We start from the raw sequence: 23,069 nt of genomic DNA, 5'->3' as shown, positions 1-23,069 counted from the left end.
TCCGAACCCGTTCGAAGGAGATCCCCCATGGCCGCAGAGACCCGCAACTCCCCGCACCGCAACGCCGCCGAGTCCCACGCCCGGATGGGTGACGAGACGATCGGCCACGGCAACAGCCCTGCGGCCTGGACGTGCGTGCTCGTCATGCTCGCCGGTGCCGCCGTCGCCTCGTTCGCCTACATCCTCGCCAGCACCGAGGGCAACCACGACCTCGGCACGCTGCTCTTCTGGGCCGGGATCGCCGTGATGTTCGTGGGGCTGATCATCGGGGGCGTGATGCGCAAGCTCGGCTACGGGGTGGGCGGCTCCAAGCTGAAGAGCCACGGTCACTAGATGACGGTCCTCGACGACATCATCGCCGGCGTACGCGAGGACCTCGCGGAACGCCGCCAGCAGGTGCCCCTCGAGGACGTGCGGGCCGCGGCGCTCGCCGCGGTGGCACCCCTGGACGCCTTCTCGGCCCTCGGGGCGGGAGCACCGGGATCCCTGGCGGTCATCGCCGAGGTCAAGCGCAGCAGCCCGTCCAAGGGACCGCTGGCCGACATCGCGGACCCGGCGGACCTCGCGGGAGCGTACGCGGCCGGCGGTGCCGCCGTGATCTCCGTCCTCACGGAGGAACGGCGGGTCGGCGGTTCCCCCGCCGCCCTCGACGCCGTCCGTGCCGCCGTGGGCGTCCCGGTCCTGCGCAAGGACTTCACGGTCGACGCGTACCAGATCTGGGAGGCGAGGGCCCACGGTGCCGACGTCGTCCTGCTGATCGTCGCGGCGCTCACCGACGCCGAGCTGTCCTCCTTCCTCGCGTTGACCCATGAACTGGGCATGAACGCCATCGTGGAGACGCACACCGCGGGTGAGGTGGAGCGCGCGGTGGCGGTGGGTGCGCGGATCATCGGGGTCAACGTCCGCAACCTGAAGACCCTCGAGATCGACCGCGGGGTGTTCGCCCCCCTCGCCGGCCTGATCCCGGCTGGGACCGTGGTGATCGCCGAGTCGGGGGTCCGGGACGCCACCGACGTGGCGGACTACGCGGGGAACGGTGCCCAGGCCGTCCTCGTGGGAGAGGCACTGGTACGCCACCGGGACCCCGCCGCCACCATCGCGGAGTTCCGGACCGTGGGGCGGGCGGCGTGGGACCACGCCGACGCCCCCGCACACGGCTGACCGCCCCGACGTCGTGCGGGGCCGGAGGCACGACCCGGCGGTATCACCGCCCGGGCAGGACAACAGAAGAGGATCGTCGAAGTCATGACTGACACGCACCAGGGCACCGGTCCGGACGGCACCGGGACCCCGGACCCCATCGGGGACGGAGCGGCCGAGGCCTTCCTCAGCCACGACCGGAGTCTGCGGAACGCGCCCGGACCCTACTTCGGGTCCTACGGCGGCCGCTGGATGCCCGAATCCCTCATCGCGGCGATCGACGAGCTGCAGGAGACCTTCGAGCAGGCCAGGGCGGATCCCGAGTTCACCGCGCAGATCGCGGAGCTCAACAGGAACTACGCCGGCCGGCCGTCGCTGCTCACCGAAGCGAAGAGCTTCGCCGAGCACTGCGGCGGGGTCCGGGTGTTCCTCAAGCGCGAGGACCTGAACCACACGGGCTCGCACAAGATCAACAACGTGCTCGGCCAGGCGCTGCTCGCCAAGCGCATGGGCAAGACGCGCATCATCGCCGAGACCGGCGCGGGTCAGCACGGCGTCGCCAGCGCCACGGCCGCCGCGCTGCTCGACCTCGAGTGCGTGGTCTACATGGGCGCGGAGGACACGCGGCGGCAGGCGCTGAACGTGGCACGGATGCAGCTCCTCGGCGCCACCGTGATCCCGGTGACCAACGGGTCCCAGACCCTGAAGGACGCCATCAACGACGCCCTGCGGGACTGGGTGGCCAACGTGGACACCACGCACTACCTCCTCGGTACCGCGGCGGGCGCCCACCCCTTCCCCGCGATGGTGCGCTTCTTCCACGAGGTGATCGGTGAGGAGGCCCGCGAGCAGATCCTCGAGCAGACGGGCAGGCTCCCCGACGCGGTGTGCGCCTGCGTGGGCGGCGGCTCGAACGCGATCGGGATCTTCCACGGCTTCCTCGATGATCCCTCGGTGGCGCTGTACGGGTTCGAGGCCGGGGGTGAGGGGGTGGAGACCGGGAGGCACGCGGCCACCATCACGCTCGGGCGTCCCGGCGTGCTGCACGGGGCGCGCTCCTACCTCATGCAGGACGAGGACGGCCAGACCATGGAGTCCCACTCCATCTCCGCGGGGCTCGACTACCCCGGCGTCGGACCGGAGCACGCGTACCTCGCCGACATCGGGCGGGCCCACTACGAGCCGATCACCGACGCCGAGGCGATGGAGGCCTTCAAGGTGCTCAGCCGCAGCGAGGGGATCATCCCCGCGATCGAGACCGCGCACGCCCTCGCCGGTGCCATGAAGATCGGCCGGCGCCTCGCCGCGGATCTCGGCCCGGACGAGCGCCCGAGCGACAGGGTGGTCATCGTGAGCCTGTCCGGCCGCGGCGACAAGGACGTGGCCACTGCCGCAGGATACTTCGACCTCCTGCCGGACGACAGCGCCGAGCAGGAGATTGCCGAGGAGGGGGAGCAGCTGTGACGACGCAGCCCAGCAGCCCGGACACGACATCCGGCAGCAGCGGTTCCAAGGCCGCCGCGGCGATCGAGAAGGCCCGCGGCGAGGGCCGCACGGCGCTCATCGGGTACCTGCCCGCGGGTTTCCCGGACGTGCCGACGAGCATCGAGGCCGGGATCGCCCTGGCCGAGAACGGGGCGGACCTGATCGAGATCGGGATCCCGTACTCCGACCCCGTGATGGACGGCCACGTGATCCAGGAGGCCACGGTGGAGGCCCTGGCACAGGGCTTCACCGTGCCACAGATCTTCGAGGTGGTCGAGGGGATCACCCGGCGCACGGATGCCGCGGTGCTCGTGATGACCTACTGGAACCCCGTGATGCGGATGGGCGTGCGCGCGTTCGCCGAGCGCCTGGCCGCCGCAGGCGGTGCCGGTCTCATCACCCCGGACCTGGTGCCCGACGAGGCCGCCGAGTGGCTCGAGGCCCCCGAGGAGTTCGGACTGGACCGCGTGTTCCTCGTGGCGCCGTCCACCTCGCAGAAGCGCATGCAGACCACGGTGGAGGCGAGCCGCGGCTTCGTGTACGCCGTCTCCGTGATGGGGGTGACCGGTGCCCGCACCTCGGTGGGAGCCGCCGCGCAGGCCGTGGTGGACGCCGCCCACGGGGCTGGCGCGGACCGCGTCTGCGTGGGTCTCGGGGTCTCCTCCTCCGCCCAGGTGCGGGAGATCGGCGCCTACGCCGACGGCGTGATCGTGGGGACGGCCCTCGTGGCGGCCCTGCGGGACGGCGGTGTCCCGGCGGTGGCCGAGCTCACGCGTGAGCTCAGCACCGGTACGCCGAGGACCGCCGCGTGAACAGCATCCGGTTCGCGGCCTCGATCCCGAGCCCGCCCGCCGAGTGGGCCAGCCTGTCCCTCGGCCCGGTCACCCTGCACGCCTACGCCCTGTTCATCCTCATCGGCATCGTCCTGGCGCTGCTCGTCACCCAGAAGCGCTTCGTCGCCTCCGGCGGGCGCGCGGAGACCATCTGGGACATCGCCATCTGGGCGGTCCCCTTCGGCATCATCGGCGGCCGGCTCTACCACGTGGTCTCCTCGCCCGAGGCGTACTTCGGGCCGCAGGGGGACCTGAGCCGCATCCCCATGATCTGGCTGGGCGGCCTGGGGATCTGGGGTGCGATCGCCCTCGGGGCCGTGGGTGCGTGGATCGGGGCGCGCCGGGCCGGTGTGCGGCTCTCGGCCTTCGCGGACGCCGCCGCACCGGGCATCCTCCTGGCCCAGGCCATCGGGCGGCTCGGCAACTGGTTCAACCAGGAGCTCTTCGGCGCCCCCACCGATCTCCCGTGGGGCCTCGAGATCGACGCGTCGAGCCCCAACTTCCCGCGGACGCAGGAACCGGGCACGCTCTTCCACCCCACGTTCCTCTACGAACTCCTCTGGAACCTCGCCGGGGTCGCGCTGCTCCTGCTGCTGGCACGCAGGTTCCGCCTGCGCGGAGGGCGGATGTTCTGGCTCTACGCCGCCTACTACACCCTCGGCCGGGTCTGGATCGAGACCCTCCGGATCGACGACGCCGAGCTGGTCACCTTCTTCGGCGTCACGCAGCGCCTGAACGTGTGGACCAGCATCGTGGTGTTCCTGATCTCGCTGGGGATCCTCGTGATGCTCGCCGTCCGGCGCGGACGCGAGGTCCCCGCCTCCGTGTACCTGCCGGGTCGCGAACCGCAGGAGACCGGCGCCGTCACGGACGGCGCGCAGCAGCCGGTGCCCACCGCCACCGGGGAGGGGCTGATGCCTCCGGGAACCGGGGGAGCTGCAGCCCCGGACACCGCTCCGGTCACGGGTGATCGAGCGGTGGAGGACCGGGGAAAACCCGCGAAGTGATCGTGGTAATCTTTCGGAAACAAACGGGTCCCGGGTAGCAGCATGCCGTCCGGGGCGTCGCGTGGAACCGCGTGTTCCCGAGGACATCCGTTCCCGTAGTCCCCGGGCCACCGCTCGTCGGGAACTCCGGACCACACAGTCGTGGGCCCCTGGTGCAACGGCTGGATCACCGTCCGAGCCCGCACCGCCACCGCTTCCGCCCGGTACAGCACGACCAGGGCTCCTTCCCGCCGACAGGCGCCGGGTGGGGCCCGCCGGCGGACGTGTTCGTGACAGACGTACTGCTCCCGCCCGTGCGGGACCCACGGGGCCGAGGCCGTCCCCTCCCGACGCTCCATCATGGGGGAAGGATCCTTTCTATGAATGCTTTCACATCGGGCACATCCGCCGCAGCAGACAACGGCACGACGCCGGTCGCGGAATCGCCCTTCAGCCGTTTCGCGGCGCTCCCCGCCGCCCAGGGTCTCTACGACCCGGAGAACGAGAAGGACGCCTGCGGCCTCGCCGTCATCGCCACCCTCCGCGGCGAACCGGGGCACGACATCGTGGACGCCGCCCTCACGGCGCTGCGCAACCTCGAGCACCGCGGCGCCGTGGGCGCCGACGAGGGCACGGGCGACGGCGCGGGCCTGCTCACGCAGATCCCCGACGAGTTCTTCCGCGCCGTCGTGGGGTTCGACCTCCCGCCGGCAGGGTCGTACGTGGTGGGGACGGCGTTCCTGCCCGCCGAGGCCAAGGAGGAGGAGACGGCCCGCACCGGCCTCGAGTCCCTCGCGGAGGCGGAGGGGCTCCGGGTGCTCGGCTGGCGCGTGGTGCCGATCGTCGCCGATCTCGTGGGTGCCATGGCCCGCTCCTGCATGCCGCACTTCGTGCAGCTCTTCCTCGCCCCGACCGACGGCGACCCGGCGGACCTCGACGCGAAGGCGTTCCGGGTGCGCAAGCGCGCCCAGAACAAGTACGGCGTGTACTTCCCCTCGCTGTCCTCGAGGACCATCGTCTACAAGGGCATGGTGACCACGGCCCAGCTCGAGCCCTTCTACCCGGACCTGTCCGACGAACGTTTCAAGACGCGCCTCGGGATCGTCCACTCGCGCTTCTCCACCAACACGTTCCCCTCCTGGCCGCTGGCCCAGCCCTTCCGGACCATCGCCCACAACGGGGAGATCAACACGGTCAAGGGCAACCGGAACTGGATGCGGGCCCGGCAGTCCATGCTCTCCAACCCGCTGCTCGGGGACTCCCCCGAGGAGCTGTACCCCATCTGCACACCGGGGGCCTCCGACTCAGCGTCCTTCGACGAGGTCGCCGAGCTCCTGACCCTCTCCGGACGCCCGATCACCCACGCCATCATGATGATGATCCCGGAGGCGTGGGAGAACCACGCCACCATGGATCCCGCGCGGCGTGCCTTCTACCAGTACCACTCCATGCTCATGGAGCCCTGGGACGGCCCCGCCGCGGTGTCCTTCACCGACGGTCGTCTCGTCGGGGCTGTCCTGGACCGCAACGGCCTGCGGCCGGCACGGTACTGGGTCACCGAGGACGGTCTCGTGGTCCTGGCCTCCGAGGTGGGGGTGCTGGACATCGATCCTGCCCGCGTGGTCCGGAAGGGCCGGGTGTCACCGGGGAAGATGTTCCTCGTCGACACCGAGGAGGGGCGCCTCATCGAGGACCGCGAGATCAAGGCCGAGGTGGCCGCCGCGAACCCGTGGGGTGAGTGGGTGAAGGAGAACCTGCTCCAGCTCGAGGACCTGCCGGAGCGCGAGCACGTCATCCACACCAAGGCCTCCATCAACCGGCGCCAGCGCACCTTCGGGTACACGCAGGAGGAACTGCGCATCCTGCTCGGCCCCATGGCGAAGAACGCCGCGGAACCGCTCGGCGCGATGGGCTCGGACACCCCGATCGCCGTGCTCTCCAAGCGGCCGCGGCTCCTGTTCGACTACTTCGTGCAGTCCTTCGCCCAGGTGACCAACCCCCCGCTCGACTCCATCCGCGAGGAGCTCGTCACCTCGATGGGCGTCACGATCGGCCCCGACGGCAACCTGCTCTCCACCGGCCGGGTCCGCTCGAAGCAGATCGCCCTGAAGTTCCCCGTGATCACCAACGACGAGCTGGCCAAGATCGCCAACGTGGAGACGGCCGACGGCGACCGCCTCGCGGTCCGTGTGCGCGGGCTGTACCGGCACGACGGCGGCGAGGCCGCCCTCCGTGCACGGCTCGCGGAGATCTGCGAGCAGGTCTCCAGTGCGCTCAACCGCGGGGTGGAGTACGTGGTGCTCTCGGACCGCGACTCCAACGCGCAGTGGGCGCCCATCCCGTCCCTGCTCCTGACCAGCGCCGTGCACCACCACCTCCTGCGCAGCGCCACCCGCACGAAGACCTCCCTCGTGGTGGAGGCCGGCGACGTCCGCGAGGTCCACCACATCGCGGTACTCATCGGGTACGGGGCGTCCGCGGTGAACCCCTACCTCGCGATGGAGAGCTGCGAGGAGCTGGTCCGCAACGGGGACATCACCGGCGTGACGGCGGAGAAGGCCGTGACCAACCTCATCAAGGGCCTCGGCAAGGGCGTGCTGAAGATCATGTCCAAGATGGGCATCTCCACCGTCAGCTCCTACTGCGGTGCCCAGACCTTCGAGGCGCTGGGACTCTCGCAGGAACTGGTGGACGAGTACTTCCACGGCACGCAGACCCAGCTGGGCGGCGTGGGTCTCGACGTGATCGCCAAGGAGACGGCAGCACGCCACGAGAGCGCCTACCCCGAGGACGGCATCGAGGACCCGCACCGCGGCCTGGACAACGGGGGGGAGTACCAGTGGCGGCGGGAAGGACCCCCGCACCTCTTCAACCCCGAGACGGTCTTCCGCCTGCAGCACGCCACGCGCGAGCGCCGCTACGACATCTTCAAGGCCTACACCCGTGGCGTGGACGACCAGTCGCGGGAGCTGATGACGCTCCGCGGTCTGCTCAAGCTGCGCGGTGACGCCCGTGAGCCCATCGGCATCGACGAGGTGGAGCCCGTCTCCGCGATCGTGAAGCGGTTCCAGACCGGCGCCATGAGCTACGGGTCCATCTCGCAGGAGGCGCACGAGACGCTGGCCATCGCGATGAACCGGCTGGGCGGACGTTCCAACACGGGTGAGGGCGGCGAGGACGTGGACCGCCTGATGGACCCGGAGCGGCGCTCCTCGATCAAGCAGGTGGCCTCCGGCCGCTTCGGCGTCACGAGCCTCTACCTGACCAACGCCGACGACATCCAGATCAAGATGGCCCAGGGAGCCAAGCCCGGTGAGGGCGGCCAGCTCATGAGCCAGAAGGTGTACCCGTGGATCGCGCGCACCCGCCACTCCACGCCGGGCGTGGCGCTCATCTCGCCGCCGCCGCACCACGACATCTACTCCATCGAGGACCTCGCCCAGCTGATCTACGACCTCAAGCGCTCCAACCCGCGCGCCCGGGTGCACGTCAAGCTCGTCTCTGAGGTGGGGATCGGCACGGTCGCCGCGGGAGTCACGAAGGCCAAGGCCGACGTCGTCCTGGTGTCCGGTCATGACGGTGGCACCGGCGCGAGCCCCCTGAACTCCCTGAAGCACGCCGGGATCCCGTGGGAGCTGGGTCTCGCCGAGACCCAGCAGACCCTGATGCTTAACGGTCTCCGGGACCGCGTGGTGGTGCAGGTGGACGGTCAGCTGAAGACCGGACGCGACGTCGTGATCGCCGCACTGCTCGGTGGGGAGGAGTTCGGTTTCGCCACCGCGCCCCTCGTGGTCACCGGCTGCATCATGATGCGCGTGTGCCACCTGGACACCTGCCCCGTGGGTGTGGCCACGCAGAACCCGGAGCTGCGCAGCCGGTTCACCGGCAAGCCCGAGTTCGTGGTCAACTTCTTCGAGTTCATCGCGGAGGAGGTCCGGGAGATCCTCGCCGAGCTGGGCTTCCGCACGCTGGAGGAGGCCATCGGGCACAGCGAGCTGCTCGACGCGCGGGAGGCGATCGAGCACTGGAAGGCCGACGGCCTCGACCTGGACCCGATCCTGCGCGGCAACGAGTTCGACTCGGGCGAGCCGATGCGGAACATGCTGCAGCAGAACCACGAGCTGGACCTGCACTTCGACAACAAGCTCATCGAGATGAGCGCCGACGCGCTGCAGCACCGCTCCCCGGTGCGGATCTCCCTGGACGTGGTCAACACCGACCGCTCGGTGGGGACCATGCTCGGGCACGAGGTCACCCGGACGTTCGCTCTGGAAACCCTGGCACCGGACACCATCGACGTCACGCTGACCGGCCAGGCCGGTCAGTCGCTGGGCGCCTTCCTGCCGGCGGGGATCACCCTGCGGTTGTTCGGCGACTCGAACGACTACGTGGGCAAGGGGCTCTCCGGCGGACGCGTGATCGTCCGCCCCGACCGCGCCAACGTGTTCCGCGCCGAGCGCAACGTGATCGCGGGGAACGTGATCGGGTACGGCGCCACGAGCGGCGAGATGTTCCTGCGGGGTCAGGTCGGTGAGCGGTTCCTGGTCCGCAACTCCGGTGCCACGGCGGTGGCCGAGGGGATCGGTGACCACGGCTGCGAGTACATGACGGGCGGGCAGGCCCTGGGGCTCGGCCCCACCGGCCGGAACTTCGGTGCCGGGATGTCCGGTGGGACGGCCTTCGTCCTGGACCTGGACCGCGCCCGCGTGAACAAGCAGAGTCTGGAGAACGGTGAGCTGCTGCTCGTCGAACCCGACGCCGAGGACGCCGAGATCGTCCGCCGGCTGCTGATCCAGCACGTCGAGGAGACGGGATCGACCCTGGCGGAGGAACTGCTGGAGGACTACGCGGGCACGACCGCGCGCATCACCAAGGTGCTGCCACGGGACTACGCCGCGGTCCTGGACGCCCGCACCACCGCCGCCCGGGAGGGGCTGGACCCCGACGGCGAAGAGACCTGGAACAAGATCCTGGAGGTGACCGGTGGCTGACCCACGCGGATTCATGAAGGTGCGCGAGCGCCAGACGCAACCCCGCCGGCCCGTACCGGTGCGCATCATGGACTGGAAGGAGGTGTACGAGGCGCAGGAGAAGGGCGTCCTGAAGTCGCAGGCCGGACGCTGCATGGACTGCGGTGTGCCGTTCTGCCACCAGGGCTGCCCGCTCGGGAACCTGATCCCCGAGTGGAACGACCTCACCTACCGGGAGAAGGACCGCGAGGCCATCGAGCGCCTGCATGCGACCAACAACTTCCCCGAGTTCACGGGCAGGCTGTGCCCGGCGCCGTGCGAGTCCTCCTGCGTGCTCGGGATCAACCAGCCCCCCGTGACCATCAAGCAGGTGGAGGTCTCCATCGCGGACCAGGCGTTCGACGAGGGATGGGTGGAGCCACACCCGCCCGAGCGTCTGACCGGGCGCACCATCGCCGTCGTCGGCTCCGGCCCGGCCGGGCTCGCCGCGGCCCAGCAGCTGACGCGTACCGGTCACACCGTGGCGGTGTACGAGCGGGACGACCGCGTGGGCGGGCTGCTCCGCTACGGGATCCCCGACTTCAAGATGGAGAAGATCCACCTGGAGCGCCGCCTGGACCAGATGAAGGCCGAGGGCACCCGCTTCCGTACAGGTGTGGACGTGGGCAAGGACATCAGCTGGGGGCAGCTCAAGCGGCGGTACGACGCCGTGGTGGTGGCCACGGGGGCCACGGTGCCGCGTGACCTGCCCATCCCGGGCCGTGAGCTCACGGGCGTCCACTTCGCCATGGACTACCTCGTCCAGGCCAACCGCGTGGTGGCCGGTGAGGAGGTGGAGGACCAGATCCACGCCGAGGGCAAGCACGTGGTGATCCTCGGAGGAGGGGACACCGGGGCGGACTGCCTCGGCACCGCGCACCGGCAGAAGGCGGCGAGCGTCACCACCCTCGCCATCGGCCAGCAGCCCAGCACCGAGCGCAGGCCGGATCAGCCGTGGCCCACGTTCCCCACTCTCTTCGACATCGCCAGCGCCCACGAGGAGGGCGGTGAACGTCACTTCCTCGCCTCCACGGTGGAGTTCGTGGGCGAGGGTGGTGCCGTCCGCGGGATCACGGTGGCCGAGACCGAGTTCGTGGACGGTCGCCGTGTGCCGAAGGCCGGATCGGAGCGCGAGATCCCGGCGGATCTGGTGTTCCTCTCCCTCGGGTTCACCGGTGCGGAGACGGCCGGTATCACCGAGCAGGTCCAGGCGGAGTTCGACGACCGCGGGAACCTCGCCCGCGACGGCTACTACATGACCAACACGCCCGGGGTCTTCTCGGCCGGCGACGCCGGCCGCGGGCAGTCCCTCATCGTCTGGGCCATCGCGGAGGGCCGTGCGTGCGCGGCAGCGGTGGACCAGTGGCTGATGGGTTCCACCAAACTCCCGGCGCCGGTCGCGCCCACCGACCGCTCCATCGCGGTCCTCTGACCCCTCCGGCGACATCTCCCCATACCCGAACAGGACTAGGCTAGCTCCATGAGACGCGCAAAAATCGTTGCAACCTTCGGCCCCGCAATCGCCAGCTATGAGAACACCCTCGCCGTGCTCGAGGCGGGTGTGGACGTGGCCCGGATGAACATGAGCCACGGTGACTACACCGTGCACAGCAGCACCTACGAGAACGTGCGCCAGGCCTCGGAGGAGCTCGGTAAGCCGGTGGGCATCTTCGCCGATCTGCAGGGACCCAAGATCCGCCTCGGCCGCTTCGCCGACGGGCCGCACGCCCTGGTCCCGGGAGACGTCTTCACCATCACGGTCGAGGACATCGAGGGTACGCAGGAGATCTGCTCCACCACGTTCAAGGGCCTGCCCCAGGACGTCCGGGTGGGGGACCTGCTCCTGATCGACGACGGCAAGGTCGCACTGCGGGCCACCGAGGTGGATGACGTCAAGGTCGTCACCGAGGTGGTGGTGGGTGGCACCATCTCGAACAACAAGGGCATCAACCTGCCCGGTGTCGCGGTGAACATCCCGGCGATGAGCGAGAAGGACGAGGCCGATCTCCGCTGGGCCATCCAGCTCGGCGTGGACATGGTCGCGCTGTCCTTCGTCCGTGACGCCTCGGACGTGGTGCGCGTCCACGAGATCATGGACGAGGAGGGCCGCCGCGTTCCCGTGATCGCCAAGATCGAGAAGCCGCAGGCCGTCGATGCGCTCGAGGAGATCATCGACGCCTTCGACGCCATCATGGTGGCCCGCGGCGATCTCGGCGTCGAGCTCCCCCTGCAGGACGTCCCGATCGTGCAGAAGCGTGCCGTCGAGCTCGCCCGCCGCTGGGCCAAGCCCGTCATCGTGGCCACGCAGGTCCTCGAGTCCATGATCGACAGCCCACGGCCCACCCGCGCCGAGGCCTCCGACTGCGCCAACGCCGTCCTCGACGGGGCGGACGCCGTGATGCTCTCGGGCGAGACGAGCGTGGGGAAGTACCCGATGGAGACGGTCCGCACCATGGCGGACATCATCGAGTCCACGGAACTGCACGGTATGGAACGCGTCCCCGCCCTCGGGAGCAAGCCGAAAACGCGAGGTGGTGCCATCACGCGCGCCGCCGTCGAGATCTCCGACCAGCTCGACGCCAAGTACATCTGCACCTTCACGCAGTCCGGTGACTCGGCGCGCCGTCTCTCCAGGCTCCGGCCCAAGAAGCCTGTCTTCGCCTTCACGCCCGTGCAGTCCACGCTGAACACCATGTCGCTCTTCTGGGGGGTCCAGCCCCGCCTGGTGGAGTTCGTGAAGCACACCGACGAGATGACCTCGCAGGTGGACAAGGTGCTCTTCGAGCAGGGTCTCGTGGAGGTGGACGACCTCGTGGTGATCGCTGCCGGGTCCCCTCCCGGACAGGCCGGTTCGACGAACTCCATCAAGGTGCACCGCGTCGGTGACATCACCGACGCCGGTCAGCTGCCCGACGGTCACACCTCCTACATCAAGGAGAACGTCGGTCCCTGGCCGCTGAAGACCAAGAAGTAGAGCAGGTCCGTCAGACGAGAGGACCCCCACCCAGATCGGGTGGGGGTCCTCTCGTCGTACGGCGGGTGTGGGGAGGCGCGCTCAGTTCACCTGGTTGATGATGGTCTCCGCGACCTCGCGCATGCTCAGGCGGCGGTCCATGGAGGTCTTCTGGATCCAGCGGAAGGCCTCCGGTTCGGTGAGCCCCATCTTGGTGGTCAGCAGGCTCTTGGCCCGCTCCACGAGCTTCCGGGTGGCGAACTGCTCCTGGAGATCGGAGACCTCCGCCTCCAGGGCCTTGATCTCCTCGTGCCGGGACATCGCGATCTCGATGGCGGGGATCAGGTCCGCGGGGGTGAACGGCTTGACCACGTACGCCATGGCCCCGGCGTCCCGTGCCCGCTCGATGAGCTCCTTCTGGCTGAAGGCGGTGAGCAGCACCACCGGGGCGATCCGGGCCTTCACGATCTGCTCGGCCGCGGTGATCCCGTCCATCACGGGCATCTTCACATCCATGAGCACGAGGTCCGGCTTGTGCTCCTCGGCGAGGGCCACGGCCTTCTCCCCGTTGTCGGCCTCCGCCACCACGTCGTACCCCTCGCCGCGCAGGATCTCGATGATGTCGAGCCGGATGAGCGTCTCGTCCTCGGCCACGACCACCCGCCGTGCCGGTCCGGTGGGCGTGGATTCGATCGGTTCAGACACTGTTGCTCCTTGATGACGATGGTGATCCGATGGGCTGCTGGAAGCGTCCCCCGTCGTTCCTGAAAACAGCCTATCGGCATGTAGAGTGGATTCGCGCACCGGGGGTCCAGAAGTCGATCCGGCACGGATCCGATGCGCAGCCGGCCCGAATGGCGGAATTGGCAGACGCGCTGCACTCAAAATGCAGTATCGAGAGGTGTGTGGGTTCGAGTCCCACTTCGGGCACCTTCCCCTGGTACGTGCACCCCACGGCTCCGCACCCGCTGCGCGGTACATTGACCCCATGGCCAGCGAAGCGATCGTCCTCGAGGTCGACGGCCCCCACGGTGCACGCCCCGTCCGGATCTCCAGCCCGTCGCGCGTGCTGTGGCCGCAGGCGGGGCTGACGAAACTCGACCTCGCCCGGTACCTCGTCGAGGTGGCCCCCGCCTTTCTGCGGGCGAACGGTGACCGTCCGATCTCGCTGCAGCGCTTCACGGGGGACGTGGACGGTGAGTCCTTCTTCAGCAAGAACCCGCCGAAGGGTGCCCCCGACTACCTGCGCAGCGTGCCCGTGGTGTATCCCAGCGGCCGCTCGCACCCGCAGCTGGTGCTCGACGAACCGGCCGCCGTGGTGTGGGCGGCGCAGATGAACACGATCGTCTTCCACCCCTGGGCCTCGCGCGCCGGGGCACCGGATCTGCCGGACGAGCTGCGCATCGACCTCGACCCGCAGCCGGGTACCACCTTCGCCGACGTCGTCGTCGCGGCGCACGCCCTGCGCACCGTCCTCGGGGAGGCGGGCCTGACGGCGTTCGTGAAGACCTCGGGCAACCGGGGCCTGCACGTCTTCGCGCCGATCGAGCCCGCACACGAGTTCCTCGAGGTCCGCAGGGCCGTGATCGCGGCGGCCCGCGAGCTGGAGCGGCGGATGCCGGAGCAGGTCACCACGGCGTGGTGGAAGGAGGAACGCGGAGCGCGGATCTTCGTGGACTACAACCAGGCGAACCGGGACCGCACCATGGCCGGCGCCTACAGCCCGCGTGCCCTCCCCGCGGCACCCGTGTCCACCCCCGTCACCTGGGCGGAACTGGACGACGTCGACCCCGCCGCCTTCACGGTGGCGACCGTCCCCGAGCGGCTGAGGACGGTGGGGGACCCGTGGGAGGACCTCCACGCGACGGCGGGCGGCATCGAGGTCCTCCGGCAGTGGTGGGAGCGTGATGCACAGGCGGGTCTGGGGGAGCTGCCGTTCCCACCGGACTTCCCGAAGATGCCGGGTGAGCCGCCGCGCGTCCAGCCCAGCCGCGCGCGTAGGCCCGCCTGACGAGCCCTGTCAACGACCCCTGGTGCAGAGGATCTCCCGGCGCCCGCAGGGGGTTCCACTGGTAGAACGGAGGGGAACGCCGCCGAGCCCCGGCGCAGAGCCGGGCCCGATTCCGCGCCGGTCCTGCCGGCCGCTGGGAGCCCCATGAAGAAGACCCTCCTCACCTCGAGTGTGCTGCTGCTCCTGCTGACGGGCTGCACCGCCAATCCCGCGACGGCCCCGATGACCGCAGGTGCCACTCCGGACCCGGCCCGGACCGCCACCGACCCGGTGACGCCGGCCTCGGACGCACCGACCGTGGAGGGCCTCACGGACTCGACCAGCGGGCTGTTCGCGTTCGTCATCGGCGAGGCGACGGGCGACGTGACCCTGCCGGCACCCGTGCCCGAGGACGTCGAGCGCCTGCGCGGGGACCTCGGGCAGGACCCGGTGACCTACGCGGTGGTGAGCGTGCAGAACCCGGACGGGGCTCCAGCGCTGGGGCTCGACTCCGTCACGGTCACCACGCCGGACGGGCAGGACCTGCAGTTCCGGCCGGCCGTGCCGGTCCTCGAGGAGTGGGGCGCCGCGTCGAACGGGAGCGAGCCGTCCGCCGAGGTCGTGGACCTCATCGAGCAGTACAGCGGCGACGCCCTCCCGGACACCACCACGGAGCTCCTCATGATTGGTCTGTTCCCGGAGCTCCCCGACACCGTGTCCGGCGTGGTCGTGCAGCCCCGCGGCGGCGGCGAGGCCGTGGAGGCACAGGTCCGTCCGGGGTCCTGACGCCCCCTCCGTACCGTACGGAGTACCGGGCGGGGCGAGGGGTAGGCTTGCGCCATGCCCAGCATGGAACCGAGCCGCGCTGCGGTGGTCATCGAGGATGACGACGACGTACGAGACCTCCTGCACGCGGTCCTCCCCGGGTCGGGCTTCCTCGTGCACACGGCTCCCGCCGGCATCGCGGGCGTCGAGATGGTCCGTCAGCTGATGCCCGACATCGTCACGCTCGACGTCGGGCTCCCCGACATCGACGGCTTCGAGGTGGCGCAGCGGATCCGTCGGTTCTCCACCACGTTCATCCTGATGATCACGGCCAGGACCGGCGACGGCGACGAGGAACGCGGCCGGGCCGCCGGAGCCGACGGGTACATCCGCAAGCCCTTCCGCCCCGCGGAGCTGCGGGAGCACCTCCGGGCCGTCCCGGCTCGGGCCGCCGGGCTCTGACGACGCCGGGGCCGACTCCGCCGACTGCTCAGGGCAGCACGCCGTACCGTTGCATGAGCCAGTCGAGGTTGTTCTGCAGACCGGCCTTCCACGCCTGCCACGTGTGGCCCCCGGGAACCGTCTGCAGCTGCACGCTCACCCCGGCGTCCTTCATCGCGGCCGCCACCTGTTCACCCGGCGGGCGGTAGAACGCGTCGTCGGCCCCCACGGTGACGATGCCGGCGGTGTCCGGGTAGTCCCGCGTGGTGATCAGGTCCAGGGGGCTCTGCGCCGCGAAGGCGGCGGCGTCGCCCGAGAAGTAGTCGGTGACAACGTGTCCTGTCCGGCGGCGATGGTCGGCGCGTTCTCGCCGGAGATGTCGAGGAAGCTCGGGTAGACGTCGGGGTGGTTCATGGCCAGGGTGAGCGAGCAGGTGCCCCCGGGGGAGAACCCGCCGATCGCCCAGTCGGTCGGGGCGTGGGTCCCCGCCCCGAGTGTGCTCCGCACCCAGTCCGGGACGTCGGTGGAGAGGTAGGTGCCCGCCTTCCCGTAGTTGCTGTCCAGGCCCGGGGACGGTGGGGGCCCGGTACTCGCGGAGGCGTCCGGGAGCACCACGATCGGTGCCAGCCCCTTGTGCGCGGCGGCGTAGGCATCCATCACGGCGGGCAGTTCCCCGCCGGTGATCCAGTCCTTCGGACCCCCCGGATCACCGTGGATCAGCACCAGCACCGGGAGGTTCGCCGGTGTCGCGGACAGGTAGGCCGGCGGCAGGGACACGTAGGCCGTCCCGGCGTCGACACCGGACACGGTCCCGGGGATCGTGGTCTCCCGCACCTCGCCCGAGGCCGGCATGTCGGCCGGTGGGGTCCAGTCGCCCAGCGTGGTCACCGGCCCGGGATCGTCCGGCGCGGTGACCACACCGAGCTCGGCGATGTCGCTCCCGCCGGCCGCCGCCCTCAGCGTGGGGTAGTACCCGAAGTAGGCGTTGATCCCTCCGGCCGCCGCGGCGAGGACCACGAGCGCCGCGACCACCGAGAGCGCCCGCTGCCACCGGTGTGGCTGCGAGATCACCTTGCGGCCCGCCAGGAGGACGGCGGTGATGGCCGCGGCGCCCAGCACGTAGAACCACGGGGGCTGCGGTGCGCCCCACACGTTCAGCACCTTCTCGGTGACCAGCCAGATGCCGACCGCGCAGACCGTTCCGAGCACGGCCGCGGGGAGCACGGTCCGCACGAGGAAGCGGCGGTGCCCGGCGATCAACCAGAGCAGGGACAGCCCTCCTGCGATCGCGAACACGGTCAGTGCGGCGGGAGTGATCAGCTGCCAGTCCACGGGGTTCATCGTGACTCCTGCTCTGCGGTGGTGTCCCGGGGCGGGACGCCGGTGTCGGTCCGGACGGGAGGTGCGTCGGGTGCTCTCCCCGGAGCGGGTTCGGGCCGGGGCCGCGCGGTCAGGAGCCGCCACATGGCCACGGCGTTGACGTCCGGCGCATACGCCCGCGTGATGGCCTGGCCGATCGCGGGCAGGGTGGTGGGGTCCTGGTAGCACAGGTAGAGCGGTACGTAGCGGGGCCCGAACTTCGACTTGAAGGCGAAGAGGGAGCGGAAACCGTAGACGGGTTCCAGCGCCCGTCCCACCAGTCCGAGGATCCGGTCCAGGGCCTCCACCTCGCCCGCGGCCACCGGACCCGATCGTGCGAGCGGTGCACCGGAGAGGCTCAGCTCCGTGTAGCCCTCCGCCTGGAGATCGAGCGCGGCCTGCGCGATCAGCACCTCGATGCTGTGCTTGAACCCGGAGCCACGCCGCCGCATGAAGTCCAGCGTCCACCCGGTGATCCGGCCCTCGTCGTGGATCGGCAACCAGGAGGCCACCGCGTGGACCGTCCGCTCGTCGTCGACGATCACCGAGCACCGGACGGCGGGGTCGCGCAGTTCCTCCAGCCCCCCGAGGGTGAAGCCCATCTCCGGCAACGCCTTGTCCGCCACCCACTCCTCGGAGATGCTGCGGATCTGGTCCAGCAGCACGAGGGGAACATGCGCGGTGTCCACCCACTCGTTGCGGACACCGCTCCTGCGCGCCTGGTTCAACGCGGTCCGGACGTCCTGGAACCTCTTGCCCTTGAAGGCCAGGTCACCGAGATCCAGCACCGTCTCCTCCGCCACCTGGAGCCGCCGGAACCCGGAACCGGCCAGCGCCTCGGCGGTGGGACCGGACACCGAGTAGAAGCAGGGCGTCCACCCCTGGGTGAGACAGAACTGGGTGAAGTCGCGCAGCGCACGCTGCTCGTCCGGACGGGGACCCACCGGACCGGCGAGCGTGAGCGCGACCCCCGAGATCACCCGGTACGGCACGTAGGAGGTGTCGTCGAACCAGTAGGAGTTCCCCGGCCAGAGGCCCATCCACGTCATCGACCCCCTCCCGTGCACCGAGGCGATCGAGCGGGCGCGCTCGCGGGCGTCCTCGTCCTCGGTCCGCTGCACGGAGCGGAAGGAGCGCAGGAGCAGCACCGCCACCACGGCCCAGAAGACGATGCCGATCCACTCGTAGAGGATCACGGCCCCGGAGTCCACGGGGAGGAACGCCGGGTAGATGCGCAGGGTCGCCTCCACGGGCAGCAGGCGCTCGGGGAAGTCGGCCAGGAGGAGGGGCAGTGTGGCGCGGGGGCTGAACTGGTCGGCGAGCGCGAGGCCCACGCCCACGTAGGCCCCGGCGGCCACCGCCAGAGCGAGAGCGGTCCTGACGGCGATCGACCGGTGGACGCCGGGCGCTGCACGCAGGCGGAACAGGTGCCGGGTGAGCACGAGCAGGAGCAGTACCGCGACGGGCTGGAGGGCCGGCAGGACCAGGCCCATGACCACCTGGCGAGGCCGCTCACCGCCGAGGAGGACCACCAGTCCGTCGTCGCCGCCGTGCCTCAGGAGCGTGAGGAACGTGTCCACGGAGAGCAGGGCCAGGCCGATCTGCACCACGATGGTGCCCACCCAGGCGAACCGGCGGCCACGCCGCAGGCCGTCGGCGAGGACGAGGAGGAAGACGGTGGGCAGGCAGGACATGACGATGCCGCCCAGGCCGGCCCGGGCCTGCAGCTGCACCAGGGCGCAGTCGTGGACCGCGCCGCCGGGTGCGCAGATCGAACGGACCAGGTCCGGGGTGACGGCGTCGTAGGAGGTGAACAGGACCCCGAGCACCGCGAACGGACCGGCGGCGTGCGGGGACAGAGCGGCCAGCGCGGGGCCCACCGCGGCCGCGGCGCAGACCAGCGCCACCAGCACCCGTGATTCCCGGATGGACGGTGCTGCGGGTCGTCGTGCACGGCGTCGCAGCAGCAGTGCTCCCGCCGTCAGCCCCACCAGGGCAGCCAGCAGCAGCGTCACGGACACGAGGGCCCCGCTGTAGAGCACGAGGGTGGCCGGGAGCAGGATCCCCGAGATCCGCAGCCGACGCCGCCACAGCGGTCCCATCAGCATGGTCGCGGCCATCGCGGCGCCCAGCGCCCCGAAGGCGGGACCGCCCAGGTAGGTGCTGCTGAAGTCCTCGGCCCACCGCGGGAACAGCGGGGTGATCGCCGTCCCCACCAGGGTCGCGCCGAGGAGCGCGACCACGTGGCTGAGCACGACGACGACGGCGAAGCGGCGGGAACCGAGCCTGCTCTCGGCCAGGACGCCGAGCACCAGCAGGGCCACGGTGGACACGGCGTAGGCCCCGGCGTCCGGGGCCCAGGCGAGGGAGAGGAGCAGGGAGAGCGGATCCTGGCCGAGCGTGCTGGGATCGAAGAGCACCGATCGGGCGAGCCCCGCGTGAGGACCCGCGGGCAGGGAGCGGGTCCCGAGGGCGAGGAGCCAGAGGCACGCGGCCCCGGCCACGGACAACGGTGCCCGGCGTGCCACCCGTCGGGCGGAACGGACCCCGGCCATCAGCACCGGCCGGATCCTCCCCGGCCCCTCCGTGTCCGCGCTCCCGGACCTACCGCTGTTCACCGTCGTCGACCTCCGTGCCCTGTTCCACGGCCGCCGGTGACAGGTCTCACGGGGACGGCAGCGCTCCTCCTCGGCAGGAGCGCCGCGCCAAGCATCCGGTGCGTTCCTGGACGTCCGCTGGAGACCGGCTGGGAACCGTCAGTCCGGCCTGCTCGTGGAGCTCACGGGCGCTCGTCGCGGATGAGGTTGGTGATGCGCGCGGTGGACAGCCGTCGTCCCTCCTGGTCGGTCATGACCACCTCGTGCGTGGTCAGGGTACGCCCGAGATGGATCGCGGTGGCCGTGCCCGTCACCAGACCGGAGGCGACACCGCGGTGGTGGGTAGCCCCCACCTCGATACCCACGGCCTGCCGCCCGGGGCCCGCGTGCAGGCTCGCGGCGAAGGACCCGAGCGTCTCGGCGAGGACCACGTGCGCGCCGCCGTGCAGGATGCCGGCCACCTGCTGGTTGCCCTCCACCGGCATGGTGGCCACCATGCGCTCGGCACTCATCTCGGAGAAGACGATCCCCATCTTGACCGTCAGTGCACCGACCCCGTGGCGGCGGAGCAGACCGTGCAGCTCGGCGGGGACACCCGCTGCGAGCAGCTCGGCCAGCCGCTCCCCGGAGGGCTCGTCGAGGGGATCGGGGCGGGTGCGGTTGTCTGTCATGGGAACTAGGCTGACACCTGTGAGTGAGACAACCAAAACTGCCGTGACCCCGCCCTCCGAACCGTCCGTCGAGGCCTCCCCGGAGCCGGCCCGGGCGGTCGGGACGACGGCGGTGGAGCCCACCCGCCGCGCCGACGGCACGCGCCACAGGCTCCTGGTCATCGACGGTCACTCCATGGCCTTCCGCGCCTTCTACGCGCTGCCGGCCGAGAACTTCTCCACGGACACCGGGCAGCACACCAACGCGGTCTACGGCTTCACGGCGATGCTGATCAACCTCATCAAGGACCAGAAGCCCAGCCACGTCGCGGTCGCCTTCGATCTCGACACCCCCACCTTCCGCAGCGAGGAGTACACCGAGTACAAGGGCGGCCGTAACAAGACGCCCGAGGAATTCCACGGCCAGGTGGACCTGATCATCAAGGTCATGGAGGCCATGCGGATCCCCACCATCTCCCTCGACGGCTACGAGGCCGACGACATCCTCGCCACCCTCGCGCACCAGGCCGCCGCGGCCGACTGGGACGTGCAGGTGGTCAGCGGCGACCGCGACGCCTTCCAGCTCGTCAACGACCGCGTGACGGTGCTGTACCCGAAGCAGGGGGTCACGAACATCCCGCAGATGGACGCGCGGGCCATCGAGGAGAAGTACTTCGTGCCGCCCCACCAGTACTCCGACCTCGCGGCGCTCGTGGGGGAGAGCGCCGACAACCTCCCCGGCGTGCCCGGTGTGGGCCCGAAGACCGCGGCGAAGTGGATCAAGCTCTACGGCGGACTCGAGGGCATCCTCGAGAACCTGGACAAGATCGGCGGCAAGGTGGGGGACTCACTACGCGCCAACATCGAGGACGTGAAGCGGAACCGGAGGCTCAACCGGCTGCTCACCGATCTCGAGCTGCCCGTGGAGCTGTCCGCGATGCTCTCCCAGCACCCCGACCGCGCCGCCGTGGAGGACCTCTTCGACTCCCTGCAGTTCAACACGCTCCGCAAGCGCTTGTTCGACCTCTTCGGCGAGGAGGAGTCGCAGGAGGAGGGGGACGAGCTCAGCGCCCCCGCCCACGTGCTCCTCGACGACGCCGCGAGCCTGGCCGCGTGGTTCCGGGCGACGAACCAGGCCCCGGCGTCGATCTCCCCGGCCACGGAGACGACGGCGGGCACCACCGACGTGGTGGGCCTGGCGGTGGTCACCTCCCTGCAGGCCGCCTACGTGCCGCTGGAGCCCCTCGATGCCGCCGCCGAGAAGGTGCTCGCGGAGTGGCTGGCCGACGCCGACGCCCCGAAGATCGTCCACGACTTCAAGACCGTGTTCAAGCTGCTCGCCGAGCGGGGTCTGCCGCTCGTGGGGGAGGTGGACGACACCGCGATCTCCGGGTACCTCATCCAGCCCGATCGCCGCAGCTACGACCTCGCCGACCTCGCGCAGTACCACCTGCGCCTGTCCATCACGGCGTCCGCGAACGACTCCTCGGGGCAGCAGGCACTGGACCTCGGCGGCAACGACGTCGCGTCCCCCGCGGTGGTGGCGGCCTTCGCCGCCCTGCGCCTGAGCGAGCACTTCGCCGGGCAGCTCGTGGATCGCGGCGCGAACCAGCTCCTCGGCGGTCTCGAGCTCCCGCTGGCCGAGGTCCTCGCGAGGATGGAGCGTACCGGGGTGGCCGTGTCCATCGACGGCCTCGAGCGGCTCCTCGACGACTTCGCGAAGACCATCGGCGCCACGAGCGCGGAGGCCTTCCGGATCATCGGCAAGGAGATCAACCTCGGTTCGCCGAAGCAGCTGCAGACCGTCCTGTTCGACGAGCTCGAACTCCCGAGGACCAAGAAGATCAAGACGGGCTACTCCACCGACGCCGATGCCCTCACGGATCTCATCGCGAAGACCGGCCACCCGTTCCTCACCCAGCTCCTCGCCTACCGTGACGCGACGAAGCTGCGCCAGACGGTCGAGGGTCTGCGGAAGGCCGTGGGCGACGACGGCCGGGTCCACACCACGTACCTGCAGACGGTCGCCGCCACCGGCCGGCTCTCCTCCACGAACCCGAACCTGCAGAACATCCCGGTCCGCTCCGAGGAGGGCCGGCGCATCCGCGAGGTGTTCGTGGTGGGGCAGGGCCGGGACGGTGAGAAGTACGAGAGCCTGATGACGGCCGACTACTCGCAGATCGAGATGCGCATCATGGCGCACCTCTCCTGCGACGAGGGGCTGATCTCCGCCTTCCAGGAGGGGGAGGACCTCCACCGGTTCGTCGGTTCCCACATCTTCGGCGTGGCCCCGGAGGAGGTCACCAACGCCATGCGGTCCAAGGTCAAGGCGATGTCCTACGGCCTGGTCTACGGCTTGAGCTCGTTCGGCCTCTCCAAGCAGCTGAACATCTCCGTGGACGAGGCACGCACCCTGATGCGGGACTACTTCGAGCGCTTCGGCGCGGTGCGGGACTACCTGCGCGGCATCGTGGAGGAGGCGCGGAAGGTCGGCTACACCTCCACCATCGAGGGCCGCCGCCGCTATCTGCCCGATCTCTCCAGCGACAACCGTCAGCTCCGTGAGATGGCGGAGCGGGCAGCCCTCAATGCACCGATCCAGGGATCCGCGGCGGACATCATCAAGAAGGCCATGCTCGGGGTGGAGGACGCCCTGACGCAGCGCGGCCTGGGCTCGCGCATGCTGCTCCAGGTGCACGACGAGCTGGTCCTCGAGATCGCCCCGGGGGAGGCCGAGGAGGTGGAGGCGCTGGTCCGCGCGCAGATGGGCGGGGCCGCTGATCTGACCGTGCCGCTCGACGTCTCGGTGGGGACCGGCGCCAGCTGGCACGAGGCCGCGCACTAGAGGGGTGCCCGCCGCA

At 70.4% G+C, this 23,069-nt stretch carries 17 protein-coding genes and 1 tRNA gene; 13 read left to right on the top strand and 5 right to left on the bottom strand.

Annotation, left to right across the window (positions count from 1 at the left end; all coding sequences use genetic code 11):
• Positions 1-84: 84 nt before the first annotated feature.
• The 8 genes from AC792_RS09300 to pyk all read left to right on the top strand — a co-directional run bounded on the left by AC792_RS09300 (position 85) and on the right by pyk (position 12,427).
• On the top strand, positions 85-333 hold the full coding sequence (locus AC792_RS09300; protein ID WP_049830312.1) for an HGxxPAAW family protein: 249 nt from the start codon (positions 85-87) through the stop codon (positions 331-333).
• Positions 334-1,161: an indole-3-glycerol phosphate synthase TrpC gene (gene trpC / locus AC792_RS09295; protein WP_049830250.1), complete on the top strand. Its 828-nt coding sequence runs from the start codon at positions 334-336 to the stop codon at positions 1,159-1,161.
• Between the two features lie 84 nt (positions 1,162-1,245).
• Positions 1,246-2,604 (top strand): tryptophan synthase subunit beta, encoded by a 1,359-nt coding sequence (gene trpB / locus AC792_RS09290; RefSeq protein WP_082177616.1) that lies wholly within the window; start codon positions 1,246-1,248, stop codon positions 2,602-2,604.
• Positions 2,601-3,437, top strand: coding sequence for a tryptophan synthase subunit alpha (gene trpA / locus AC792_RS09285; RefSeq protein ID WP_049830249.1), 837 nt, complete (start codon positions 2,601-2,603; stop codon positions 3,435-3,437). Before trpB ends, trpA begins: the two co-directional genes overlap by 4 nt.
• A complete protein-coding gene (lgt, locus tag AC792_RS09280) occupies positions 3,434-4,465 on the top strand; it encodes a prolipoprotein diacylglyceryl transferase (protein ID WP_082177615.1) in 1,032 nt (343 codons plus the stop codon). Before trpA ends, lgt begins: the two co-directional genes overlap by 4 nt.
• A 359-nt stretch (positions 4,466-4,824) precedes the next feature.
• Positions 4,825-9,435, top strand: a complete 4,611-nt coding sequence (gene gltB / locus AC792_RS09275) for a glutamate synthase large subunit (protein WP_049830248.1) — start codon at positions 4,825-4,827, stop codon at positions 9,433-9,435.
• Positions 9,428-10,885 carry a glutamate synthase subunit beta gene (locus AC792_RS09270; protein WP_049830247.1) on the top strand — a complete coding sequence of 486 codons (1,458 nt, stop codon included), beginning with the start codon at positions 9,428-9,430 and terminating at the stop codon, positions 10,883-10,885. The genes gltB and AC792_RS09270 overlap by 8 nt, the downstream gene beginning before the upstream one ends.
• 48 nt (positions 10,886-10,933) lie before the next feature.
• Entirely contained in the window at positions 10,934-12,427 is a 1,494-nt protein-coding gene (gene pyk / locus AC792_RS09265; protein WP_049830246.1) for a pyruvate kinase, read from the top strand.
• 81 nt (positions 12,428-12,508) lie between these two features.
• Here pyk and AC792_RS09260 read toward each other — a convergent pair whose 3' ends face one another.
• Positions 12,509-13,111 (bottom strand): ANTAR domain-containing response regulator, encoded by a 603-nt coding sequence (locus tag AC792_RS09260; RefSeq protein ID WP_049830245.1) that lies wholly within the window; start codon positions 13,109-13,111, stop codon positions 12,509-12,511.
• Positions 13,112-13,254: 143 nt separating this feature from the next.
• On the opposite strand from AC792_RS09260, the gene AC792_RS09255 reads away from it, so the two are divergent.
• The 4 genes from AC792_RS09255 (at position 13,255) to AC792_RS09240 (ending at position 15,623) form a co-directional block, all read left to right on the top strand.
• Positions 13,255-13,336 (top strand) — tRNA-Leu (locus tag AC792_RS09255).
• Positions 13,337-13,394: 58 nt separating this feature from the next.
• Complete coding sequence (gene ligD / locus AC792_RS09250) at positions 13,395-14,417, top strand: non-homologous end-joining DNA ligase (RefSeq protein ID WP_049830244.1); 1,023 nt, start codon at positions 13,395-13,397, stop codon at positions 14,415-14,417.
• A 144-nt stretch (positions 14,418-14,561) separates the two neighbouring features.
• The gene (locus AC792_RS09245; RefSeq protein ID WP_049830243.1) at positions 14,562-15,182 is read left to right on the top strand and encodes a hypothetical protein; all 621 of its coding nucleotides are present in this window, start codon (positions 14,562-14,564) and stop codon (positions 15,180-15,182) included.
• Between the two features lie 54 nt (positions 15,183-15,236).
• Positions 15,237-15,623: a response regulator transcription factor gene (locus tag AC792_RS09240; RefSeq protein ID WP_049830242.1), complete on the top strand. Its 387-nt coding sequence runs from the start codon at positions 15,237-15,239 to the stop codon at positions 15,621-15,623.
• A 28-nt stretch (positions 15,624-15,651) separates the two neighbouring features.
• Here the strand turns inward: AC792_RS09240 and AC792_RS09235 are convergent, their stop codons facing one another.
• The 4 genes from AC792_RS09235 to AC792_RS09220 form a co-directional block, all read right to left on the bottom strand.
• Positions 15,652-15,831: a hypothetical protein gene (locus AC792_RS09235; RefSeq protein ID WP_049830241.1), complete on the bottom strand. Its 180-nt coding sequence runs from the start codon at positions 15,829-15,831 to the stop codon at positions 15,652-15,654.
• 41 nt (positions 15,832-15,872) lie between these two features.
• The gene (locus AC792_RS09230; protein ID WP_049830240.1) at positions 15,873-16,943 is read right to left on the bottom strand and encodes an alpha/beta hydrolase; all 1,071 of its coding nucleotides are present in this window, start codon (positions 16,941-16,943) and stop codon (positions 15,873-15,875) included.
• Positions 16,940-19,579, bottom strand: a complete 2,640-nt coding sequence (locus AC792_RS09225; RefSeq protein WP_152916119.1) for a bifunctional lysylphosphatidylglycerol flippase/synthetase MprF — start codon at positions 19,577-19,579, stop codon at positions 16,940-16,942. The genes AC792_RS09230 and AC792_RS09225 overlap by 4 nt, the downstream gene beginning before the upstream one ends.
• Before the next feature lie 161 nt (positions 19,580-19,740).
• Positions 19,741-20,229, bottom strand: a complete 489-nt coding sequence (locus tag AC792_RS09220) for a hotdog fold thioesterase (protein WP_049830238.1) — start codon at positions 20,227-20,229, stop codon at positions 19,741-19,743.
• Between the two features lie 19 nt (positions 20,230-20,248).
• On the opposite strand from AC792_RS09220, the gene polA reads away from it, so the two are divergent.
• The gene (gene polA / locus AC792_RS09215; RefSeq protein WP_268753368.1) at positions 20,249-23,053 is read left to right on the top strand and encodes a DNA polymerase I; all 2,805 of its coding nucleotides are present in this window, start codon (positions 20,249-20,251) and stop codon (positions 23,051-23,053) included.
• The last annotated feature ends 16 nt before the right edge of the window (positions 23,054-23,069 follow it).

The sequence above is a fragment of the Arthrobacter sp. RIT-PI-e genome, assembly GCF_001187915.1.
Lineage (GTDB): Bacteria > Actinomycetota > Actinomycetes > Actinomycetales > Micrococcaceae > Arthrobacter_D.
Note: the sequence above shows the minus strand (reverse complement) of the source record. Positions and strands in the feature narration are given on the sequence as shown.